Source organism: Paenibacillus sp. FSL H7-0735 (assembly GCF_038008505.1).
In the GTDB taxonomy this organism is placed as follows: domain Bacteria; phylum Bacillota; class Bacilli; order Paenibacillales; family Paenibacillaceae; genus Paenibacillus_AQ; species Paenibacillus_AQ odorifer.
Genome location: NZ_JBBOZH010000001.1, coordinates 4,774,574 through 4,793,982, shown reverse-complemented (window position 1 = coordinate 4,793,982; position 19,409 = coordinate 4,774,574). Strand labels below are relative to the sequence as shown.

The following is a 19,409-nucleotide window of genomic DNA, read 5'->3' as shown; positions in this document are numbered from 1 at the left end:
ATTTCGCGTAGAGCAATGATTTTCTTTTAGCGCAATTAATGAGCATGAATGTAAATGGAGTGTTCAACATGAGCGAAGTGAATAATAAAGTGCTGATGCAGACTAATAAGCTTGGAAAAACCTTCTCCCATGGAGGAACTCAGCAGCATGTTTTGAAAAATCTGGATCTGACCTTATATCATGGTGATTTCACGATTATCATGGGCAGCTCTGGTTCTGGTAAATCAACACTGCTGTATGCCATTTCGGGTATGGATAAGCCAACGCTTGGAGAGGTTCTATTTGAAGGTCAGGATATCACAGCCATGAGTAATGATCAGCTTGCGATATTCCGGCGGAAGAATTGTGGGTTCGTGTTTCAGCAGATTCATCTGCTGGATACGATGAGTGTCCTCGACAATGTATTATCTAGTGCTTTTCTTGTACAAAAGGATAGAGCAGGGGCTGTGAAAAAAGCCAAAAAGCTACTCTCAGATGTAGGTCTGGATGACTCTGTCTGGGGCAAGTTTCCGGCGCAAATCTCAGGTGGCGAAGCTCAGCGGGCGGGTATTATCCGGGCATTGATCAACAGTCCAAAAGCGGTTTTCGCTGATGAGCCGACAGGTGCGTTAAACAGTTCAGCAGGAATAGGTGTATTGCGCGTCCTCACTGAGGTGAATAGGCAAGGGCAAAGCATAATTATGGTTACACATGATCTTAAAACCGCGTTGCGTGGTAATCGGATATTGTATCTGCGGGACGGAGTCATCGTTGGTGATTTGCGTCTTACCCCTTATAGCGAAGATAACGGACCTGAACGGCAGCAGCAAGTACAGTCCTTTCTAACCGAATTGGGGTGGTAGGGATGAGCAGCCTAATAGGAAAACTAGCTTGGTCAAATATTCGTAAAAGAAAAAGCGCCACGCTTACACTCTTCATTTTGATCATGATAGCTGTGCTGCTGCTGAACATTGGCCTTACGGTCAGTTTAAAGCTAAATTCTTTTCAGCAAGAAAAAATGACTGAATTAAGGACTCCAGAAATAAGTGCATTTTTCCCAAAAGATGATCATCTAGAAGAGTATGAGGAGCTTGTGGATAGTTATTCATATACAGAAACCTGGGAGAATGAAGCAGCAATTCTGTTAGCAGACGCTAAAATGAAGTACGGACAAACGGACACTACGGTAGCTTTTATAATTCTTAACATGGATACACCGCGGACCAAGGGACTATTCAAGACAACGACTCCGCTAGGATCTAAGGATGCGGATATGATCTATTTGCCTTATTTGTTCCATGTTGGATCGGGGTATAACCTTGGCGATACCTTTTCTTTTGTATACGATAATAAGCCATTCTCTTATACCATAGGTGGCTTTATTGAGGAGCCGTTGCTAGGGACGTTAACTAATGGAGCTTTAAAAGTATTTTTGAATGATGAAGGTTATAAGCAGTTGGAGAAACGTCTTGAAACAGAAGCTCAGTACAGCTTTCTATCAGCAGATTTAACCGATCCTTCAAAGGATGTAAAGCTGGAACAAATGCTAAGTGAGCGGATTTTTGCCTCAGGAAATACGGATCAATTTCAAGTCATGCGGGCAGAGGTTGGTCTCCAAGGGAACCGTGTTTTTGTTAATCTTTTAGCGGCCATTCTGATCGTATTTGCCCTGATTATGGTTCTAATCTCGCTTATTGTCATCAGGTTTCAAATATTGGGACATATTGAAGACAATTTGACGAATATCGGTATTTTAAAAGCCAACGGTTATACTTCATGGCAGATTAAAAACGCGCTTCTGCTACAGTTCACCTCAGTGTCAATCATCGCAGCTATACCGGGAGGTGGGTTATCTGGGCTGGTTATGCCGTTGGTAGGGAATATGATTTCGTCTTCAATCGGACTTCTGTGGCCAATATCCTTTGAAGGGGTCAGTGCAGTACTTAGTTTGGTTATTGTCTCTGGACTAGTGCTACTTGTTACCTATCTGTCGAGCCGGCGAATTCGGAACATTACTCCAATTACAGCTCTGCAGAGCGGAATCCTCACTCACAATTTTAAGAGGAACCCAATTCCACTCGAAACATCCCGAATGAATCTGCAATTCAGCTTAAGCCTTAAAGCTTTAGTAAGGCAAATGAAGCAGAATATGATGATCGTATTGATCGTTGCCGGATTAACCTTTTCTAGTATTTTTTGCTCTATATTGAATTTCAACTTTAAGGGAGACACCTCAGCAGTTATAAAACTGGTAGGTATAGAACGCAGCGACTTTTTGTTGTTGCCGAAAAACGGTGACCTACAGCAGGGGAAGTTTACAGAATTAGAAGCCATGCCAGGGGTTGAAAAGTTGACTGTATTGGATAGCATGGTCGCTTCGATTAAAAATACCAGCTTTATGCTCCGGGTATCTGACGATTATAGCAAGCTGGAGACACAAACCATATACAAAGGGCGAGAGCCTATTTATGATAATGAAATTGTGATTTCCGGTGTTATTGCAAAGTTGAAAAATACAGAAATAGGGGACGAGGTACCTATCACTTTTAATGGTGTGACGGAGAATTATTTGGTCACTGGCTTAAGCCAGCAGATTAGCCAACTTGGAATGGTGGCGAGTATGACCGGTGATGGAATGAGAAGACTTCAACCGGAGTACACCCCTCTGTCCATCAATGTGTATCTGAAAGAGGGGGGAGATGCGCAAGCTTTTGTGAAGGATCTGGAAGCACGTTTCCCCGGAAAATGGAACATTACTAACATTCGAGAAACGGTTGATAGTACGCTCAGTACATTCACTGCCGCAGTATCTTCTATGACAGCAGTCATCACTGTGGTGACGATTATAGTAGTCAGTCTGATTTTATATTTAGTGATTAAGACTTTGATTCTGAAGCGGAAGCGTGAGTTCGGCATTCTTAAAGGAATGGGTTATACCACTTTTAATCTGATGACGCAGATTACCTTTAGTCTGTTTCCGGTGATTGTGGTGGGAGTAGCTTTGGGGAGTATAGGCGGTTATTTTTTCTCGGACTCTGCGTTTGTACTATTGCTCTCGAGTTTAGGGATTTATAACGTCCAACTGGCGGTTAGTTTGCCACAAGTATTGCTATTGTGTGCAGCCATTCTAGTAGTCGCTTATGCGGTGTCTATGCTTGTTGCCCGGCGAATTCGGAAGGTTAGTGTGTACGATTTGATTATGGACTAAGCAAAAGACAAAAAACAACGAGCAGGAGGTTACTCCATACTCGTTGTTTTTTTTACATATTCATTCGTCCATCATCATAATTGAATTGCCAATCGATGCCGAATTTATCTTTTAGACTACCATAACAAGAGCTCCAGAAGGTTTCTTGCAGTTCCATAACTACTTTACCGCCCTCTTGAAGTTTATTGAAATATTTCTTTATGTTATCTAAATCCTTACTAACTACGGAAAGACTAATATTGTTTCCTTCGATAAAAGGCATGCCTGGAAAAACATCAGAAAACATTACATTACTGCCTTCGATATTCAAGCGGGTATGCATAACCAAATCTTTAGCTTCCTCAGGAAGAGTGAAATTGGGATCGGGTGGTGTTTCACCAAAGGTCATGATTTGTGGACGTTCAGTGCCAAACACCTCTGCGTAAAACTCTGCTGCGTCACGACAATTCCCGTTGAAATTAAGATAAACATCGATAGACATTTTTTTCACTCCTTAAAGGTTTGTTAGCGGCACATCAAAAGTTCTTAAAATTCAAAATACCTTATCACATCCACATTGTATCATTTACCAGTTTATAAACAAATATACTTTTAGTCTCATTATTAAACTTTTATTTCATCTACTATCTTCTAATTAAAAATAGGATATGGTAGTATTCAAGAAAAGGGATAATTTTCTATAAATTAAATAAAATTATATTTATGTTAAATAGTTGGGGTTTATTTGGGCTCGTGTTTGATCTTTACCACTGAGAGGAGGTGATGGTGAGTGCGGGTAAGGCATAGAGGAGGTGACAATTCTTTAAAGGAGTGAATACTGCAATTGTAGCATCGCGTGGCTATTAATAAATTATTTGCGAATTTATTTAATTGTCGAAAGGAGAATAATAAATGACAAAAGCACTAAGGAAGCAAATGTTGTTATTGCTTACGATCATGGCTTTAGTTATCACCGGATATGCTCCTTCTACCACGTATGCCAGTGAGGCACATGTTGACAATCCGTTTGTAGGAGCTACAGCATATGTGAATCCTGATTATGCCGCACTGATTGATACCTCTATTGCTCAGGTTACCGATAGTACTTTAGTTTCCAAGATGGAGACCATAAAAAAATATCCGACAGCCGTATGGCTGGATCGAATTGCTGCAATTTATGGCGGAGAGGACAATGGAGGTAGAAAAAGTCTGGAACAGACTTTAGATGCCGTACTCGCGCAAAAGCAACCCAATACGCCGATTACAGCCACGTTCGTAATTTATGACATGCCTGGTCGGGATTGCCACGCTCTTGCCTCCAATGGCGAGCTGCCACTGACAGCTGCGGGTCTTACAACCTATAAGTCAGATTATGTTGACGTAATCGCCAGTATTTTTGCAAAGCCCAAATATAGTGACATTCGTATAGTGACTATCGTAGAGCCGGACTCGCTTCCGAATCTAGTCACCAATCTCAGCACACCACAGTGTGCTCAAGCTAACTCCACGAATATTTACCGTGATGCTACGCGTTACACTTTAAATGCTCTCCATGCCATTCCGAATGTATATACTTACATGGATATTGGTCACTCCGGCTGGCTCGGATGGGATACTAACCGTGGCCCCGCTATCGACCTCTTTACTTCGGTTGTGTCAGGCACTACAGCTGGACTTGCTAGTGTCGATGGATTTATTACGAATACAGCCAATACCACTCCACTAGTAGAACCTAATCTTCCAGATCCGAATCTTACGATAGGCAGCCAGCAGCTTCGCTCCGCAAGTTATTATGAATGGAATCCGTATTTTGATGAAGCCGATTTCACAGCAGCTTTGTATTCAGGTTTTGTAGCAAAAGGTTGGCCTTCCACGATCGGCTTCCTTATTGATACCTCCCGTAACGGGTGGGGTGGACCTAATCGTCCGACTAGTGCAAGCGGAACAACCGTTAACGCTTATGCAGATTCCGGTCGGATTGATAAACGTCTCCATCGCGGCAATTGGTGTAATGCCAGCGGCGCTGGAATTGGAGAAGTTCCACAAGCAGCCCCTGCAGGTTATGCAGCCTCACATTTGGACGCATTTGTCTGGGTGAAACCTCCGGGAGAATCTGATGGTTCCAGCAGTGCCATTCCAAATAATGAAGGCAAGGGCTTTGACAGAATGTGTGATCCGACTTATACCAGCTCAAGCGGCACACTGACCGGTGCATTACCTAATGCGCCTGTATCAGGTCACTGGTTCCATGATCAATTTGTTCAGCTGGTACAGAATGCTTACCCTGTAATTCCTCTGAGCAACGGAGGGGGCACTGTAGTTCCAGCGGCACCCACTAACTTGGTAGCGACAGCGGGAGATGCAAAGGTAAGCCTGAGCTGGAGCGAATCCAGTGGTGCGACTAGTTACACGGTAAAACGAGCGACCACAAGCGGAGGGCCGTATACCACAGTAGCGACAGGATTAACAGCTACGAGCTACTCCAACACCGCCTTAACGAACGGAACAACTTATTACTATGTTGTAAGCGCAACCAATAGTGTGGGAGAGAGTGCGGATTCTACACAAGCGAGTGCGACTCCAGCAGCAGTGGCGACTGTTCCCGCGGCACCAACCAATTTGGTAGCGACAGCAGGTGAGGCGAAAGTAAGCCTGAGCTGGAGCGCATCCAGTGGAGCGACTAGTTACACTGTGAAAAGTGCAACCACAAGCGGAGGACCGTACACTACTGTAGCGACAGGGCTAACGGCAACGAGCTACACCAACACGGGCCTAACGAACGGAACAACCTATTACTATGTTGTAAGCGCAACCAATAGTGTAGGAGAGAGTGTGAATTCGGGACAAGCAAGTGCGATCCCAGCAGCGGTGGCAACTGTTCCAGTGGCACCAACTAACTTGGTAGCGACAGCAGGAGATGCGAAAGTGAGCATGAGCTGGAGCGCATCCAGTGGTGCGACGAGTTACACTGTGAAAAGTGCAACCACAAGCGGAGGACCGTACACCACTGTAGCAACAGGGCTAACGGCAACGAGCTACATCAACACGGGCTTAACGAACGGAACAACCTATTACTATGTTGTAAGCGCAACCAATAGTGCGGGAGAGAGTGTGTATTCGGCACAAGCGAGTGCTGTTCCACAAGTTCCGGCAGCAACTAGTCTGACGTTGCAGTATCGGGCGGGAGATACTAATGCGACAGACAATCAGATCAAACCTTATTTTAATATTAAAAATAACGGCACAGCCGCAGTGAACTTAAGCGATCTTAAAATCCGTTATTATTTCACTAAAGATAGTAATCAGACGTTAAACAGCGCAATTGACTGGGCACAAGTTGGCAACAGTAATATTCAAGTCGCCTTTGCAGACTACACAGGCACGAATGCAGACACTTACGTTGAGCTTTCGTTTACTTCTGCAGCTGGTTCCATTCCAGCTGGAGGCCAGTCCGGAGATATTCAGCTCAGAATATATAAATCCGATTGGACTAATTTTAACGAAGCCAATGACTACTCCTTTGATGCTACTAAAACTGCTTATACTAACTGGGATAAAGTGACGCTTTATCAAAGTGATGCTCTCGTATGGGGGATTGCTCCGTAACGGAAAGCAGGGGATATTTAAAAGAGCCGCTGGAGTGATCCTGGCGGCTCTTTCTGTATTATTTAATTCGTTTACCGAGTAGCACAAGCAGCCAGATGATTCCAGCCCCAACAATGGCGTGACCAAGCCCCGCAATATGGGGCAGGAAGCTAATATCACTGCCGTTAATTTGCAGCATTCCACGTGTAGCCATTGCACCAATCGTGATTAGAAGACCAATGTTATAGACAATGTACCATGCACCAAAAGATTTAGCCTCATGGATATTAAATAACTTATCTAAGATCATAGCAATAATAAAGAAAAAGAATCCTAAGATTAGAATGTGGGTGTGAAGCGCAACTAATATAGTATCTCCTGTGAAATCATTCATTTTAGTAATTTCGCGATAGGCCACTCCGGCTATCAAACCAAGAATTGCATAGAAAAAAGACGTGTAATACAATTTTTTCATAAGAATATCTCCTTTGTAGTTATCGTTATGATTGAAGTGTATCAAGCAATTAAGAACGCAATATGAACAAATGATTACAAGGTGAAAAAAATCACTAGTTTATAAATACATTATATCCTAAAGGAAGTTTCACTTTCCACGACGAACTGTACTACTAGAGAAATGAGAGGAGACTTAAGGAAAATATGAATGATAACATTGAAGTATTTCCGGTGCTCGAAACTGACCGCTTTATTTTGAGAAGAATTACACTGGATGATGCTAAAGAAATATATGATTATTTTTCAAAAGATGAAGTGACCCAGTATTATGATCTGGATAGCTTCACCGATATACAGCAAGCGATCAACCTTATCGAAAGATGGGATGAACGTTTCAAAGGCAAACAAAGCATTCGCTGGGGAATAGCCAGGCGTGAGGATAATATAATGATTGGTTCATGCGGATATCATAACTGGGCGCACAGAAATTTCAAAGCAGAGATTGGGTATGAATTATCTCCACTTTATTGGCGGCAGGGTGTGATGACGGAAGTTCTGACAGCTATTATTGCGTATGGCTTTGAGCATATGAAGCTCCATCGAATTGAGGCGTTTTATGATCCGGCTAATATTGCCTCCAAGAAGTCGCTTTTGAAAGCGGGCTTTAAGTATGAGGGGTTGTTACGCGAATCTTTTTTTGAAAAAGGTAGATTTGTAGATGCGGAGATTTGCTCTTTGTTAGCTTCCGATACGAACTAAGAAGTTTAAAATTAATAAAAGCAAGTTAACCATAATGCGAGAGGACGTATTATGGTTTTTTGTTTGTGATACAATAAATAGATTATCGAATTTATCCTACGTGGTACTAATCCAACATACATATCATGATGAAAGAAGGTGAAGGTATGGAGTTTGAGTATTTGCTTCGTGTAATTGGCGCGGGAATTTGTGGCGTATTAGTTGGATATGAACGCAAAAGCCGGATGAAAGAAGCTGGAGTTAGAACACATTTTGTTGTAGCCTTAGGGGCTGCACTCATGATGGTCATCTCCAAATATGGGTTTCAGGACCAAGCGGATTGGCCTAATCTTTCTCTTGATCCCGCTCGGATAGCTGCTCAGGTAGTAAGCGGAGTAGGTTTTTTGGGAGCAGGGATGATTTTTATGCAAAGACACACAGTCAAAGGGCTCACTACTGCTGCAGGGATTTGGGCAACAGCCGGAGTGGGCATGGCTATAGGGTCTGGTCTTTATATTCTTGGCGTAGGAGCAACGATAATCATTTTACTTGGGCAAAAGATCTTACACAGTCGTAACAGCTGGCTGGCCGCACCAAAAACCCAACAGCTCGTTATAAGTCTAGCTAACACAGAAGGCGCTATGGGCCGAATTCAAGAGTTACTTAAAGAACACAAAATCGCTGTTCTAAGTTTTCATGCTGAAAATAACAGTGTAGAATCCGAATTAAACGTAGAAATCGTTGTAAGATTGCCTGAATCATTTAATCCAGTGCAATTGTTATCGATGATCCAAGAGGACGCAGCCGTTAAGACCGTTGAGTTTCAATGATTTTTTAGCACCCTCGATGTAACTAACTCACTTCGCATCAAAGGTTACCTCCCTTTAGAGAGCTTCCTTTTGATGCGAGTGTTACCTCCATTGTATTTTCGATTCACACATCGTTCTGTATATTTTCAATCTACAGATTGCTCCAGCTCCCATTATCAATCTTTCATTCAACCCCCTCACATTCATCCAAGCAAAATACTTCTTTCAGTCTTTCTATCCCAATTAATAGGTTCAAGATTCAAATTAAATGCTAATTCATGGGTATGTGTGTTATGTCTGTGTTATATATTTAATGGTTTTTGTGTCGGTTATCTTTCGTTAACCGCTTACATTTATTTTTAAATAAAAAATATGTCATTTATATTGACACATAAACCATGACCCTTTATTATTAATCCCATCACTGGAGAAACTAAATTAAAATTTAAATCAAACAATACATTATCAGCGCTTTATTTGCAAATATTTTCTTGTTTTTGTGGTTTATTAATCCAATTAATGCACTGGAGAAAATAATTAGGAGAATGCCCGTGAAAAAGCACGATCAGGATTTCATGAAGCGACAAAATCGTTTAACGGTTTTCGAAATTATAAAAAATCAACAACCGATTTCTCGCGCTTCTATTGCTAAACAGACTGGTATGAGCCCTACGACTGTAAGTCGAATCGTCGGAGAGTTGACGGAGGAAGGATATTTACTCGACTCTGAGCAAGTATCATCAGGATTAGGTCGGAAATCAACGTTAATAGGTATGATTGACACTTCTGTATTATCGGTTGGCGTTGAACTGGATCGCAGTCTTATGTCTATTGGAATTGTGGACTTACAAGGACAGCTTATCTGCAGTAGTCAATTTCCCCGTACACCAGACGAAAGTCCAGATCGAACGCTGGAACGAATTAAGGATGCCATCGATCAATTGTTCCAGCAGCATGTGATTGACAGAACACGTATCGTGGGTATTGGCGTTGGACTTCCCGGCATTGTGAATAACGAAGAAGGAATTGTTGTCTTCTCTGTTCAGCTTGGATGGAAAAATGTGCCGTTAGCCAAACGCTTGAAAGAGCTGACAGGTTTTGAAATCGCTGTGGACAATGAGCTGAAAGTAAGGGCTCTTGCTGAACATCTTAAAGGAGCCGCAGTCGGCTCCAGCCGTACGGCATTATTGGGTTTCGGTCAAGGCGTGGGTTCTGCGATGATTCTCGAGGGAGAGATTTATCGAGGGGTGATGAACAGTGCGGGTGAAATTGGGCATACGACAGTGGATCCTAACGGAATGATGTGTGAGTGCGGCAAAGCGGGCTGTTTACAGACCTATATAAATATCAGTTCTTTATTATCTGAAGCTAATCGGATTCGCCCGATCCGTACGATTGAGGAGTTATTCGCAGCAAAACATGCAGGAGAACAATGGGCGATTCACTTGATCGACCGTGCACTCATGTATATGGCCATCACCATTAATAATGTCGTATGCATGTATAACCCCGACAGCGTGATTTTAAGTGGAGAACTCGTGGACAAATTCCCGGATATATACGAAGAAGTTGAGCAGCTGTACCTCTCGCGCTTTACATGGGAGCCGCTTCGTGGTTCCTTTACGATTCATCGCTCGTTGCTGAATGAGAAGGGTGTAATTATCGGATCGGGACTTTTATCACAGAATCGATTTTTTGCCTTAGATTAAATTAACTACTGCTGGGGAGGTTGTACAGATGGGATTTACAACATTGGTAGAAGAATATCGTGCTGGCCTGCTGGAGAATGTGCATTATGGTGCAGTTAGTGTAGTCGATGAGAAGGGCAACATTTTGTACAAAGCAGGCGATCCGGAGCATATGACTTATCTTCGCTCTGCTGCTAAGCCATTCCAAGCTTTGCCGGTAATGAAACGCCGGATCGATGAAGTATATGGTTTGACAAGTAAAGAAACTTCGCTGTTTACCGCTTCACACCGGGGAGAAGCCTTCCATATTGAAGCGCTTGAAGCTCTTTTTCAGAAAATGGGATTAAAAGAAGAGTCACTTCATTGCTGCTCTACATACCCGCTGAATGAAGAAGCCAAAGCAGAACGTCACCGGGCAAATGAGCCAACTCGTAAAATCTTTCATAACTGCTCAGGCAAACATGCAGGTTTAATGGGCCTTAGCAAATATATGGGTTGGGATATAGACACTTATTACGATCCTAACCATCCTGTACAACAGGAGATTCTTGAGATGATGGCTTATATCGCTGAAGTTCCCAAAGCGTCCATCCCGCAAGGTATTGATGGCTGTGGACTTCCTATCTTCGCACTTCCGCTTCATAAAATCGCTTATTCCTATCTAAAGCTAGCGTGTCCCGATTTGATTGAGGATACGGATATACGTAAGGCAGCCGCTGCCATTGCAAAACTTATGAACGATAACCCAGTTATGATTGCTGACACGAAATTTGTATGCTCAGAGCTCCTGAAGGATGACAATCTGACAGCTAAAGGTGGAGCAAAAGGGGTATACGGTATCGGACTCCGTAAGGAACGAATGGGTATATCACTGAAAGTATCCGACGGATCAGAACAAGTCTGGCCATGTATTATCGCATCGATTCTAGAACGTATTGGTTACAGCAATCAAGACACAATTGATCGCTTATATGCACTTGTGCCTAACACGATTGTTAATGATGGCGGTACTGTGGTCGGCGAACGCCGTGCTGTATTTCAATGGGAGATCTAGAGCATAAGGTCAAGAATAATCTTCAAGTTTGGTGATTAATCGGACTAGAAGCTTTTCTAATACATCGTTTGAATAGGGGAGTGTAAAAAATGAAAGCAAAAGGAAAAGTATGGTCAATGTTCATGCTGCTGCTTATTACAGTAGTAGTGACTGCAGGGTGCGGCAACAAAGCGAGCAACGAGGGACAAAACGGCAATACTGCTGGTGGAACTGAAACTAGCACCCCAACTACAAAGAATGATAAAGACATTGTAATTGCCATCAATTCTAACTTTATTACGCTGGACCCTCATAACGCAAGCGATACGCATTCAATCAGCGCTGCCAGAACGATGTACGAAGGTCTGATGGGTTTTGATGAGAATATGAACGTAGTTCCTGTTCTTGCCGCAAGCCATTCCATAAGTGAAGACGGGTTGGTCTACACGTTCACACTGCAAGAGAATGTTAAATTCCAAGACGGTACTGACTTTAATGCTGAAGCGGTTAAAGTAAACATCGCCCGTATTCAAGATGAGAAGAACAATCTAAGACTGCGCAAAAGCTTCGCAAAGGTAGCGAAAGTGGAGACTCCTGATGCTAAAACCGTGGTTATTACACTCAGCGAGCCGTACAACGCATTTTTAAATAAAGTAGCTATGGCACCTATTATTAGTCCGAAAACTTTAGAAGAAAATGGCACCGATATTTCGAAAAATCCTGTAGGAACGGGACCATTTAAGTTCAAAGAATGGGTGCAAGGCGACCGCTTGGTTGTCGTTAAGAACCCTGATTACTGGCAAGCGGGGTTGCCAAAAGTGGATAGTGTGACCTTTAGACCTGTACCAGAGAATGGTTCACGGATAGCCATGCTAAAAACCGGCGAGGCAGATTTCATTTATCCAATGCCAACGGAGCAAGTATCTGAGGTTGAAGGTCTTGAAGGAATTACTGTAGATACCATCGATTCGACAATTGTTCGTTATGTAACGTTAAATACGATGAAAAAACCTTTTGATGATGTGAAGGTTCGTCAAGCCATTAACTATGCTATCAATAAAGAAGCTTATATCAAAGTTGTGAAATCGGGTCTTGGCGCTAAGCTTGATTCCACGATGTCTTCCAAAACACAATACTATTCCCCACAAACAGGTTATGACTATGACATTGAAAAAGCTAAACAATTGCTTGCTGAGGCAGGATATCCTGATGGATTCGAAACCGAAATTTGGGGTGAAAATGAATCCGAAACTATGAAGGGTATGCAATTTATTCAGCAACAGCTAGCACTTGTAGGGATTAAGGTAGACGTGAAATCCATGGAAGGCGGCACATTGTCCGACCAAATTAACTCTGCTAAGACGCCAGAAGAAGCAAAAATTCAAATGTGGTATGTCAGCTGGTCTCCGTCTTCAGGTGATGCAGATGGTGCAACCAGAGGGTTGTTCAGTAGTGAAATGTTCCCGCCTGCTGGCTCAAATACAGCTTATTATAAAAATGAAAATGTAGACAAGTGGATCGCTGAGGCGAATAAATCTGTTGATCCAGAAGCGGCTAAATCCATTTATGGCAATATTCAAAAAACAATATGGGAAGATGCTCCATGGGCATTCATGGGCGTCGACCAAATCATCTCAGGCAAAAGATCGTATCTGGAAGGAGTTAAGGTCTTCCCGGATGGTTCCATTAATGTCCTGAATGCAGAAGTGAAATAATGCTAAACAAACGTTAGGTTTAATATCCCAAGAAATGAACGAGGCCGCTTCTGTAGTATGGTGGGAAGCGGCCTCACTAAATCATTTGTCGATACTGAAGGGGGCTTATGAGTTGGGTAGATATGCTTTACAAAGACTCCTCGGGGTTATTCCGCTGTTGTTCATTGTATCGGTGCTTGTCTTTTTGTTTATTCACTTAATCCCAGGCGATCCAGCCCGACTTATTGCCGGTAAAGATGCCACACTTGAAGAGATTCGTGGAATTCAGGAGCAGCTGGGTCTCAATCTGCCTTTGTGGAAGCAATACATAAACTACATGGGTGATCTGCTAAGTGGGAATCTGGGCAATTCGATCCGTTCAGGGATCCCGGTTACCGACATGCTAGAAAGCAGAGTAATGCCAACGTTGTGGCTGACTTTTCTCAGTATGGCCTGGGCTCTAATTATTGGTCTTCTAATTGGCGTGGTTTCAGCCGTTTATCGCAATCGGTGGCCAGATCATTTAGGGACGTTGACAGCCATTTCAGGGATGTCTATTCCTGGATTTTGGTTAGGCTTGGTACTCATTCAAATTTTCTCGGTAGAGCTTGGTTGGTTTCCAACAGGTGGTGTTGATTCCTGGAAGTCCTATATTCTTCCTTCCATTACACTTGGGATGGGAATTATGTCTATGTTGGCCCGTTATTCTAGGTCATCTATGCTGGAGACCCTTCGGGAGGATTATATCCGTACAGGACGTGCAAAAGGCTTACGCGAGTATGTTGTTATCGGCAGGCATGCGCTGCGCAACTCTTTGATTCAGGTGGTTACCGTAGCTGGACTTCAGTTTGGGTTCCTGCTCGGCGGCTCTGTAATGGTTGAGACGGTATTCAGTATTCCGGGTCTTGGCAGGCTGCTAGTAGACTCCATTTTGTTCCGGGATTATACAGTCATTCAAGCCTTACTGCTTCTGTTTGCTACACAATTTATTCTTATCAATCTATTAGTAGATTTATTGTATGGCGTACTTAATCCGAAAATAAGGTTTTCTCAGTAGCTAATGCGACTAAGAAGCAGAATTTCAATAGATTTATAGGGTGAATTTAGGATCAGGAGGGATATCATGAGTGACAATTCGGCGGTGATGGGAGCAAAATCTCCATTACCCGGAGAGGTACTGGCCCCGGAGAAAACAAAAGGCCGTATGGGTGTTTTTTTACGTAAGTTCAGTAAACAAAAGATGCCCCTTGTGGCCGCATTTTTTATTATATTGCTATTCCTAATTGCAATTTTCGGGCCATTTCTGACCCCGTATAATCCTGATGAACCAAACTACGATGCCCTTATGGCGGGTCCTTCTGCTGCACATTGGGCCGGGACAGACGAATATGGCCGTGATATTCTAAGCCGTTTGATTGATGGTACTCGCTTAACCTTAGCTGTCAGTCTCAGTTCCGTCTTAATCGCAAGCGTACTTGGAACCATCCTAGGTCTGTTAAGTGGATATTATGGCGGTTGGCTAGATCGGATTATTATGCGTGGCAGTGATGTACTATTTTCATTTCCAGACTTGCTGCTTGCCATTGGGATCGTCGCCATCCTCGGTCCGGGTCTATCCAATGTTGTTATCGCGGTTGCAGTCTTTGGTACTCCATCGTTCGCCCGAATTATTCGGAGCGTAACGCTGTCTGCGAAAGAAACATTGTTTGTGGAAGCTGCTCGTTCCATGGGAGCGAAGCATCGCCGGATTATTTGGCGTCATATTTTTCCTGAGACCGTGCCCAGCATTATCGTTAATCTATCCATGAAGATTGGCGGAGCGATCTTGGCCGCTGCATCACTAAGCTTTCTCGGAATGGGTGCAAAAACAACGGAGCCTGATTGGGGCGCAATGTTAAGTATGGGACGTGATTATTTAAGTATTGCTCCACATATCGTTTATTTTCCGGGGATAGCCATCTTTTTAACTGTACTTGCATTTAACCTGGTCGGGGACGGACTGCGTGATGCTCTTGATCCCAAAATGAAAAACTAAGGAGGGACAAGACATGACTCAACATTTGCTGGATGTACAAGGGCTGAAAACGGAGTTCAAACGCGGCGATGGAAGTATTACTGCGGTTGCGGGGGTAGACTTTGCTATTAAAAAAGGTGAAGTGCTAGGCCTGGTTGGTGAATCTGGTTGTGGCAAAAGTGTAACCTCATTATCGATCATGCGGTTGCTTAAAGATACGCCGGGTAGAATTTCTGAAGGTTCTGTGCGTTTTGAAGGAAAGGATTTGACGAAGATTTCTGAGAAGGAGATGCGCCAAATCCGGGGAAATGATCTGGCAATGATTTTTCAGGAGCCGATGACCTCTCTTAATCCAGTGCTGCGGATTGGGCTGCAATTAACAGAGCCGATTAGACTGCATTTGGGTTATGGACGCAAGAAGGCTCGTGAGCATGCGATTCATATGTTGCGGCTTGTAGGTATCCCTCGCGCAGAGGAATTAATCGATGAATATCCGCATCAACTATCCGGCGGGATGAGACAACGGGTCATGATTGCAATGGCCATGTCTTGTCATCCTAAGCTGTTGATTGCCGATGAACCCACGACCGCACTCGATGTAACGATTCAAGCGCAAATTCTTGATCTGATGAAGCAGTTGAAAGATGAACAGGATATGGGAATGCTGCTCATTACCCATGATCTTGGAGTAGTTGCCGAATTATGTGACCGGGTAGTTGTAATGTATGCAGGTCGTGTGGTGGAGGAAGCCTCTGTTCAGGAGCTGTTTGCCAGACCGCAGCATCCGTATACCAAGGGATTGATTCAATCGGTACCTAAGCTGCGCCAGAATGTACATCGCTTGGAGTCAATAAAAGGGAATGTGCCAGACCTTTCACAAATGCCTGCCGGCTGTAAGTTTGCGCCTCGCTGCGACTTTGCCATGGAGCGTTGTCTGTCGCACGAACCTGAGCTACTTCCGATTGAGGGACTAGAGCGCAAAAGCCGTTGTTGGCTTACACAGCAGGAGGACACGGAAGGAGCGGGATGTTTATGAAAGAGACTCCACTAATTGAAGTTAAGGGTTTGAAGAAGTTGTTTTCTGTGAAGAAGGGCTTCTTCGGAACGACTAAATATTTGCACGCCGTTGATGGGATTTCATTCGCCATTCGTAAAGGAGAAACGTTCAGCCTTGTAGGTGAAAGTGGCTGTGGGAAATCGACTACGGGCAGACTAGTGACTCGCTTACTGGAACCCAATCATGGAGAAGTGTGGTTTAAGGGGCAAAATATTAGCCATATCTCAGATAACCAAATGCGGCCTCTGCGCAAAGATATGCAGATGGTGTTTCAAGACCCTTACGCTTCACTTAATCCACGCATGAAGGTGAAGGATCTTGTCGCCGAACCCCTGCTTATTCATACAAAGCTGTCCTCCAAAGAGCGGGATAAGCTAGCTTGCGAACTTCTGGAGACCGTTGGATTGAACAGTTTGCACGCTGAGCGATTTGCGTTTGAGTTCAGCGGTGGACAGCGGCAACGGATTGGGATTGCCCGGGCTTTGTCGGTGCGCCCTAGTCTAATCGTGGCGGATGAACCCGTGTCAGCACTGGATGTATCGATTCAGTCTCAAGTGTTGAATCTGTTACAGGACTTGCAGGAGGAATATGGCCTGACCTATTTATTCATCTCTCATGATCTTAGTGTGGTCGAGCATATTAGTGATCGAATTGGGGTCATGTATCTGGGTTCCCTTGTGGAGACGGCTGATAAGGATACATTGTATGACCGTCCCTTGCATCCTTACACCCAAGCGCTGCTATCTTCAGTTCCCGTGCCCGATCCAAGCTTGAAGAAGGAACGCATTATTCTAAAAGGTGACCTTCCAAGTCCCGTTGATCCGCCGACGGGCTGTCGCTTTCATACAAGATGCCCTTCCTGTATGGAGATCTGTAAGCAACATGTGCCTGTATTCCGGGAAGTTGAACCAGGTCATGAGCTCGCTTGTCATCTGTTTGATGAAGAAATGTTGAAACTAGAACGATAATTTTAAATGTGAGTACACTTTACGGAAAAGAAGGGACAGCTATGAATATCTTGTTCGATTCTGCTAATGGGGCGGATATGCTTATCTACTTAGCCTATGAAGAGGAGCCTTTTCCTCTTCGGCTGGGTGAAGCTCACAAACAGAGTGGCAGTGTGACATGGTTATATGCTCGTTCTGAGGAAGAGTCCGATGTGTTAGCTGTTGGAATGGGAAAACGCAAGGCTCTTACGCTTGAGAAAATTCGTCGAGCAGCGGGATCTGCCGCCCGCTTAGCTCTAAGAGAAGGGCTGAATTTCGCTTCATTTGTTCGTAGGACAGCAGAAAGTGATATTTCCGCTGCGGATGAGCTGCAAGCATGGATTGAAGGCTGGCTTCTCGGATTATATCGTTTCCAAACCTATCGTGGCGTTACTAAAATAGACAATTCAGTTGATTTGCTGCTCCAGACAGCCGATTGGCCTGAGCTGACTAAGCTTGAACTGGAAGTTGTACTAAGTACTGGCCGCATACGCGCTGAAGGAGCAGTGGTTGCTCGCGATCTGGTGAATGAGGTGCCCGGGACTCTAAATCCGGATCGGTTCGCAGAATGGATGGTCGAATATTTCGAGCGTGATAACGCAGCAGTGAAAGTTCATGTTTACCGGGGGCAGGAGCTGGTTGACCTACAGATGAATGGGTTGCTGGCGGTTGGAGCAGGCAGTAAACACTCCCCGGCCCTCGTTGAAATTCGCTATGAGAGTAACCCTGAATTGCCAATGCTGGCATTGGTGGGTAAAGGTGTTACCTTCGATTTGGGTGGGATGAATGTTAAGACCGCAAGTGATATCAGCGATGCACGTATGGATATGGGTGGCGCAGCAGCTGTTATTGGGGCGCTGGATATTTTAGTACGGAATCAAGCTCATGTAAATGTGACCGCATTGATCCCAGTTGTTGATAACGTACCAGATGCTGAAGCGATGCTGCCATCGTCTGTTATACGCTATCCTAATGGGCTGACGGTTCAGGTTGCAAATACGGATGGCGAGGGGCGGCTTATTATCGCGGATGCGCTTATTCATGCAGCAAATATCGGGGCAACTAAGGTCATCGATATTGCAACACTTACTGGAAATGTTGGCGCAGCGCTAGGATTAGGTATCGCCGGCATATGGGGTGATGGAGAGATGACGCAGAACCTCGTCGAAATCGGTGAGCGCAATGGTGAGCGACTGTGGCCCATGCCGCTTATGGATGAATATGAAGTCGATCTTCGAAGCAATTACGCTGATCTACGTAATGTTAGTACTTCACCTTTTGCAGGTGCGATTACAGCAGCGCTTTTTATACGGCGTTTTGTAGCGGAATCGCTGAGCTGGGTTCATATTGATATGGCTGGGACGGTTCAGTACAAGCAGGATGTGGGGTATTCAGAAGCTGGAGCAACGGGCTATGGTGCTCGACTGCTCGCTGATTATGTCATGAAACAGGCACAACAATAACAACGGAAGAGTGGGGGAAAGTTATGAGATTGGAAGTCATCGCTACCTGTATGGACGATGCTCTTACAGCCGAAGCGAACGGGGCTGACCGCCTGGAGCTCATTACTGCGATTACGGAAGGCGGTCTAACACCAGGGATAGGATTGGTGCAACAAGTTGCTAAATCGGTTAGCATTCCTGCGTTTGTTATGGTTCGCCCGCACAGCCGTTCTTTTTGCTATTCAAAGTATGACATTTTGACCATGGCAGCAGAGATAAAGCAAATTGCAGCCAGCGGAGCGGCGGGGATTGTGATTGGTGCGTTAACACCGGAAGGGACTATCGACGAGCGAGCGCTTGAAACATTATTGCCGTTGACCGATGGATTGCAAGTAACCTTCCACCGTGCTTTTGATGAGTTGAAGGATCAAATAGAAGGTTATCGAACGCTTTGTAAGTATCCGCAAATTACGCGTGTACTCACTTCTGCTGGGCCAGGTCCGGCACCAGAAGCTATTCCTGCTATGCGGAAGCTAGTCGAGGAATCAAGAGGTAAAACGGTAAGTATACTGGCTGGAAGCGGTTTGAAGCCGGAAGGTATTACTTCATTTATACATCAGACTGGAGTAACAGAAGTGCATTTTGGGTCGGCTGTTCGTTATGATAAAGACGCTTTGTCGCCAATCGATCCAGCAGCCTTACGGGCGTTAGCAGAGAGTATTCATTCTAACGGCTAATAAT

At 44.3% G+C, this 19,409-nt stretch carries 16 protein-coding genes; 14 read left to right on the top strand and 2 right to left on the bottom strand.

Going from position 1 to position 19,409, the window contains the following annotated elements; genetic code table 11:
• Nucleotides 1-44: 44 nt before the first annotated feature.
• Together NSS82_RS21850 and NSS82_RS21845 are read left to right on the top strand one after the other, a co-directional pair.
• Nucleotides 45-842 (top strand): ABC transporter ATP-binding protein, encoded by a 798-nt coding sequence (locus tag NSS82_RS21850; protein WP_080742713.1) that lies wholly within the window; start codon nucleotides 45-47, stop codon nucleotides 840-842.
• Between the two features lie 2 nt (nucleotides 843-844).
• Complete coding sequence (locus NSS82_RS21845) at nucleotides 845-3,187, top strand: ABC transporter permease (RefSeq protein WP_076105231.1); 2,343 nt, start codon at nucleotides 845-847, stop codon at nucleotides 3,185-3,187.
• Between the two features lie 52 nt (nucleotides 3,188-3,239).
• Here the strand turns inward: NSS82_RS21845 and NSS82_RS21840 are convergent, their stop codons facing one another.
• A complete protein-coding gene (locus NSS82_RS21840; protein WP_036685812.1) occupies nucleotides 3,240-3,668 on the bottom strand; it encodes a VOC family protein in 429 nt (142 codons plus the stop codon).
• A gap of 410 nt (nucleotides 3,669-4,078) precedes the next feature.
• Here NSS82_RS21840 and NSS82_RS21835 point away from each other — a divergent pair, with 410 nt between their 5' ends.
• Nucleotides 4,079-6,772: a glycoside hydrolase family 6 protein gene (locus NSS82_RS21835; protein ID WP_076273012.1), complete on the top strand. Its 2,694-nt coding sequence runs from the start codon at nucleotides 4,079-4,081 to the stop codon at nucleotides 6,770-6,772.
• A 58-nt stretch (nucleotides 6,773-6,830) separates the two neighbouring features.
• Here the strand turns inward: NSS82_RS21835 and NSS82_RS21830 are convergent, their stop codons facing one another.
• Nucleotides 6,831-7,226 carry a DUF2871 domain-containing protein gene (locus NSS82_RS21830; protein ID WP_036689034.1) on the bottom strand — a complete coding sequence of 132 codons (396 nt, stop codon included), beginning with the start codon at nucleotides 7,224-7,226 and terminating at the stop codon, nucleotides 6,831-6,833.
• A 185-nt stretch (nucleotides 7,227-7,411) separates the two neighbouring features.
• Here NSS82_RS21830 and NSS82_RS21825 point away from each other — a divergent pair, with 185 nt between their 5' ends.
• The 11 genes from NSS82_RS21825 to NSS82_RS21775 all read left to right on the top strand — a co-directional run bounded on the left by NSS82_RS21825 (nucleotide 7,412) and on the right by NSS82_RS21775 (nucleotide 19,405).
• Nucleotides 7,412-7,966 (top strand): GNAT family N-acetyltransferase, encoded by a 555-nt coding sequence (locus NSS82_RS21825; protein ID WP_076105233.1) that lies wholly within the window; start codon nucleotides 7,412-7,414, stop codon nucleotides 7,964-7,966.
• Between the two features lie 125 nt (nucleotides 7,967-8,091).
• Nucleotides 8,092-8,775 carry an MgtC/SapB family protein gene (locus NSS82_RS21820; RefSeq protein ID WP_244886359.1) on the top strand — a complete coding sequence of 228 codons (684 nt, stop codon included), beginning with the start codon at nucleotides 8,092-8,094 and terminating at the stop codon, nucleotides 8,773-8,775.
• 530 nt (nucleotides 8,776-9,305) lie between these two features.
• The gene (locus NSS82_RS21815; RefSeq protein WP_036689029.1) at nucleotides 9,306-10,463 is read left to right on the top strand and encodes an ROK family transcriptional regulator; all 1,158 of its coding nucleotides are present in this window, start codon (nucleotides 9,306-9,308) and stop codon (nucleotides 10,461-10,463) included.
• A 28-nt stretch (nucleotides 10,464-10,491) separates the two neighbouring features.
• Entirely contained in the window at nucleotides 10,492-11,496 is a 1,005-nt protein-coding gene (locus NSS82_RS21810; protein WP_076105234.1) for an asparaginase, read from the top strand.
• Nucleotides 11,497-11,585: 89 nt separating this feature from the next.
• Complete coding sequence (locus NSS82_RS21805; RefSeq protein WP_076105235.1) at nucleotides 11,586-13,190, top strand: glutathione ABC transporter substrate-binding protein; 1,605 nt, start codon at nucleotides 11,586-11,588, stop codon at nucleotides 13,188-13,190.
• A gap of 112 nt (nucleotides 13,191-13,302) precedes the next feature.
• Entirely contained in the window at nucleotides 13,303-14,226 is a 924-nt protein-coding gene (locus NSS82_RS21800; RefSeq protein WP_036689023.1) for an ABC transporter permease subunit, read from the top strand.
• A 147-nt stretch (nucleotides 14,227-14,373) separates the two neighbouring features.
• Nucleotides 14,374-15,204 (top strand): ABC transporter permease, encoded by an 831-nt coding sequence (locus NSS82_RS21795; protein ID WP_370511310.1) that lies wholly within the window; start codon nucleotides 14,374-14,376, stop codon nucleotides 15,202-15,204.
• Nucleotides 15,205-15,217: 13 nt separating this feature from the next.
• A complete protein-coding gene (locus NSS82_RS21790; protein ID WP_038572340.1) occupies nucleotides 15,218-16,219 on the top strand; it encodes an ABC transporter ATP-binding protein in 1,002 nt (333 codons plus the stop codon).
• Nucleotides 16,216-17,208 (top strand): ABC transporter ATP-binding protein, encoded by a 993-nt coding sequence (locus tag NSS82_RS21785; RefSeq protein ID WP_094903192.1) that lies wholly within the window; start codon nucleotides 16,216-16,218, stop codon nucleotides 17,206-17,208. The genes NSS82_RS21790 and NSS82_RS21785 overlap by 4 nt, the downstream gene beginning before the upstream one ends.
• A 41-nt stretch (nucleotides 17,209-17,249) precedes the next feature.
• Nucleotides 17,250-18,689 (top strand): leucyl aminopeptidase family protein, encoded by a 1,440-nt coding sequence (locus tag NSS82_RS21780; RefSeq protein ID WP_076105237.1) that lies wholly within the window; start codon nucleotides 17,250-17,252, stop codon nucleotides 18,687-18,689.
• 23 nt (nucleotides 18,690-18,712) lie between these two features.
• Nucleotides 18,713-19,405, top strand: a complete 693-nt coding sequence (locus NSS82_RS21775; RefSeq protein ID WP_038572334.1) for a copper homeostasis protein CutC — start codon at nucleotides 18,713-18,715, stop codon at nucleotides 19,403-19,405.
• Nucleotides 19,406-19,409 lie beyond the last annotated feature (4 nt).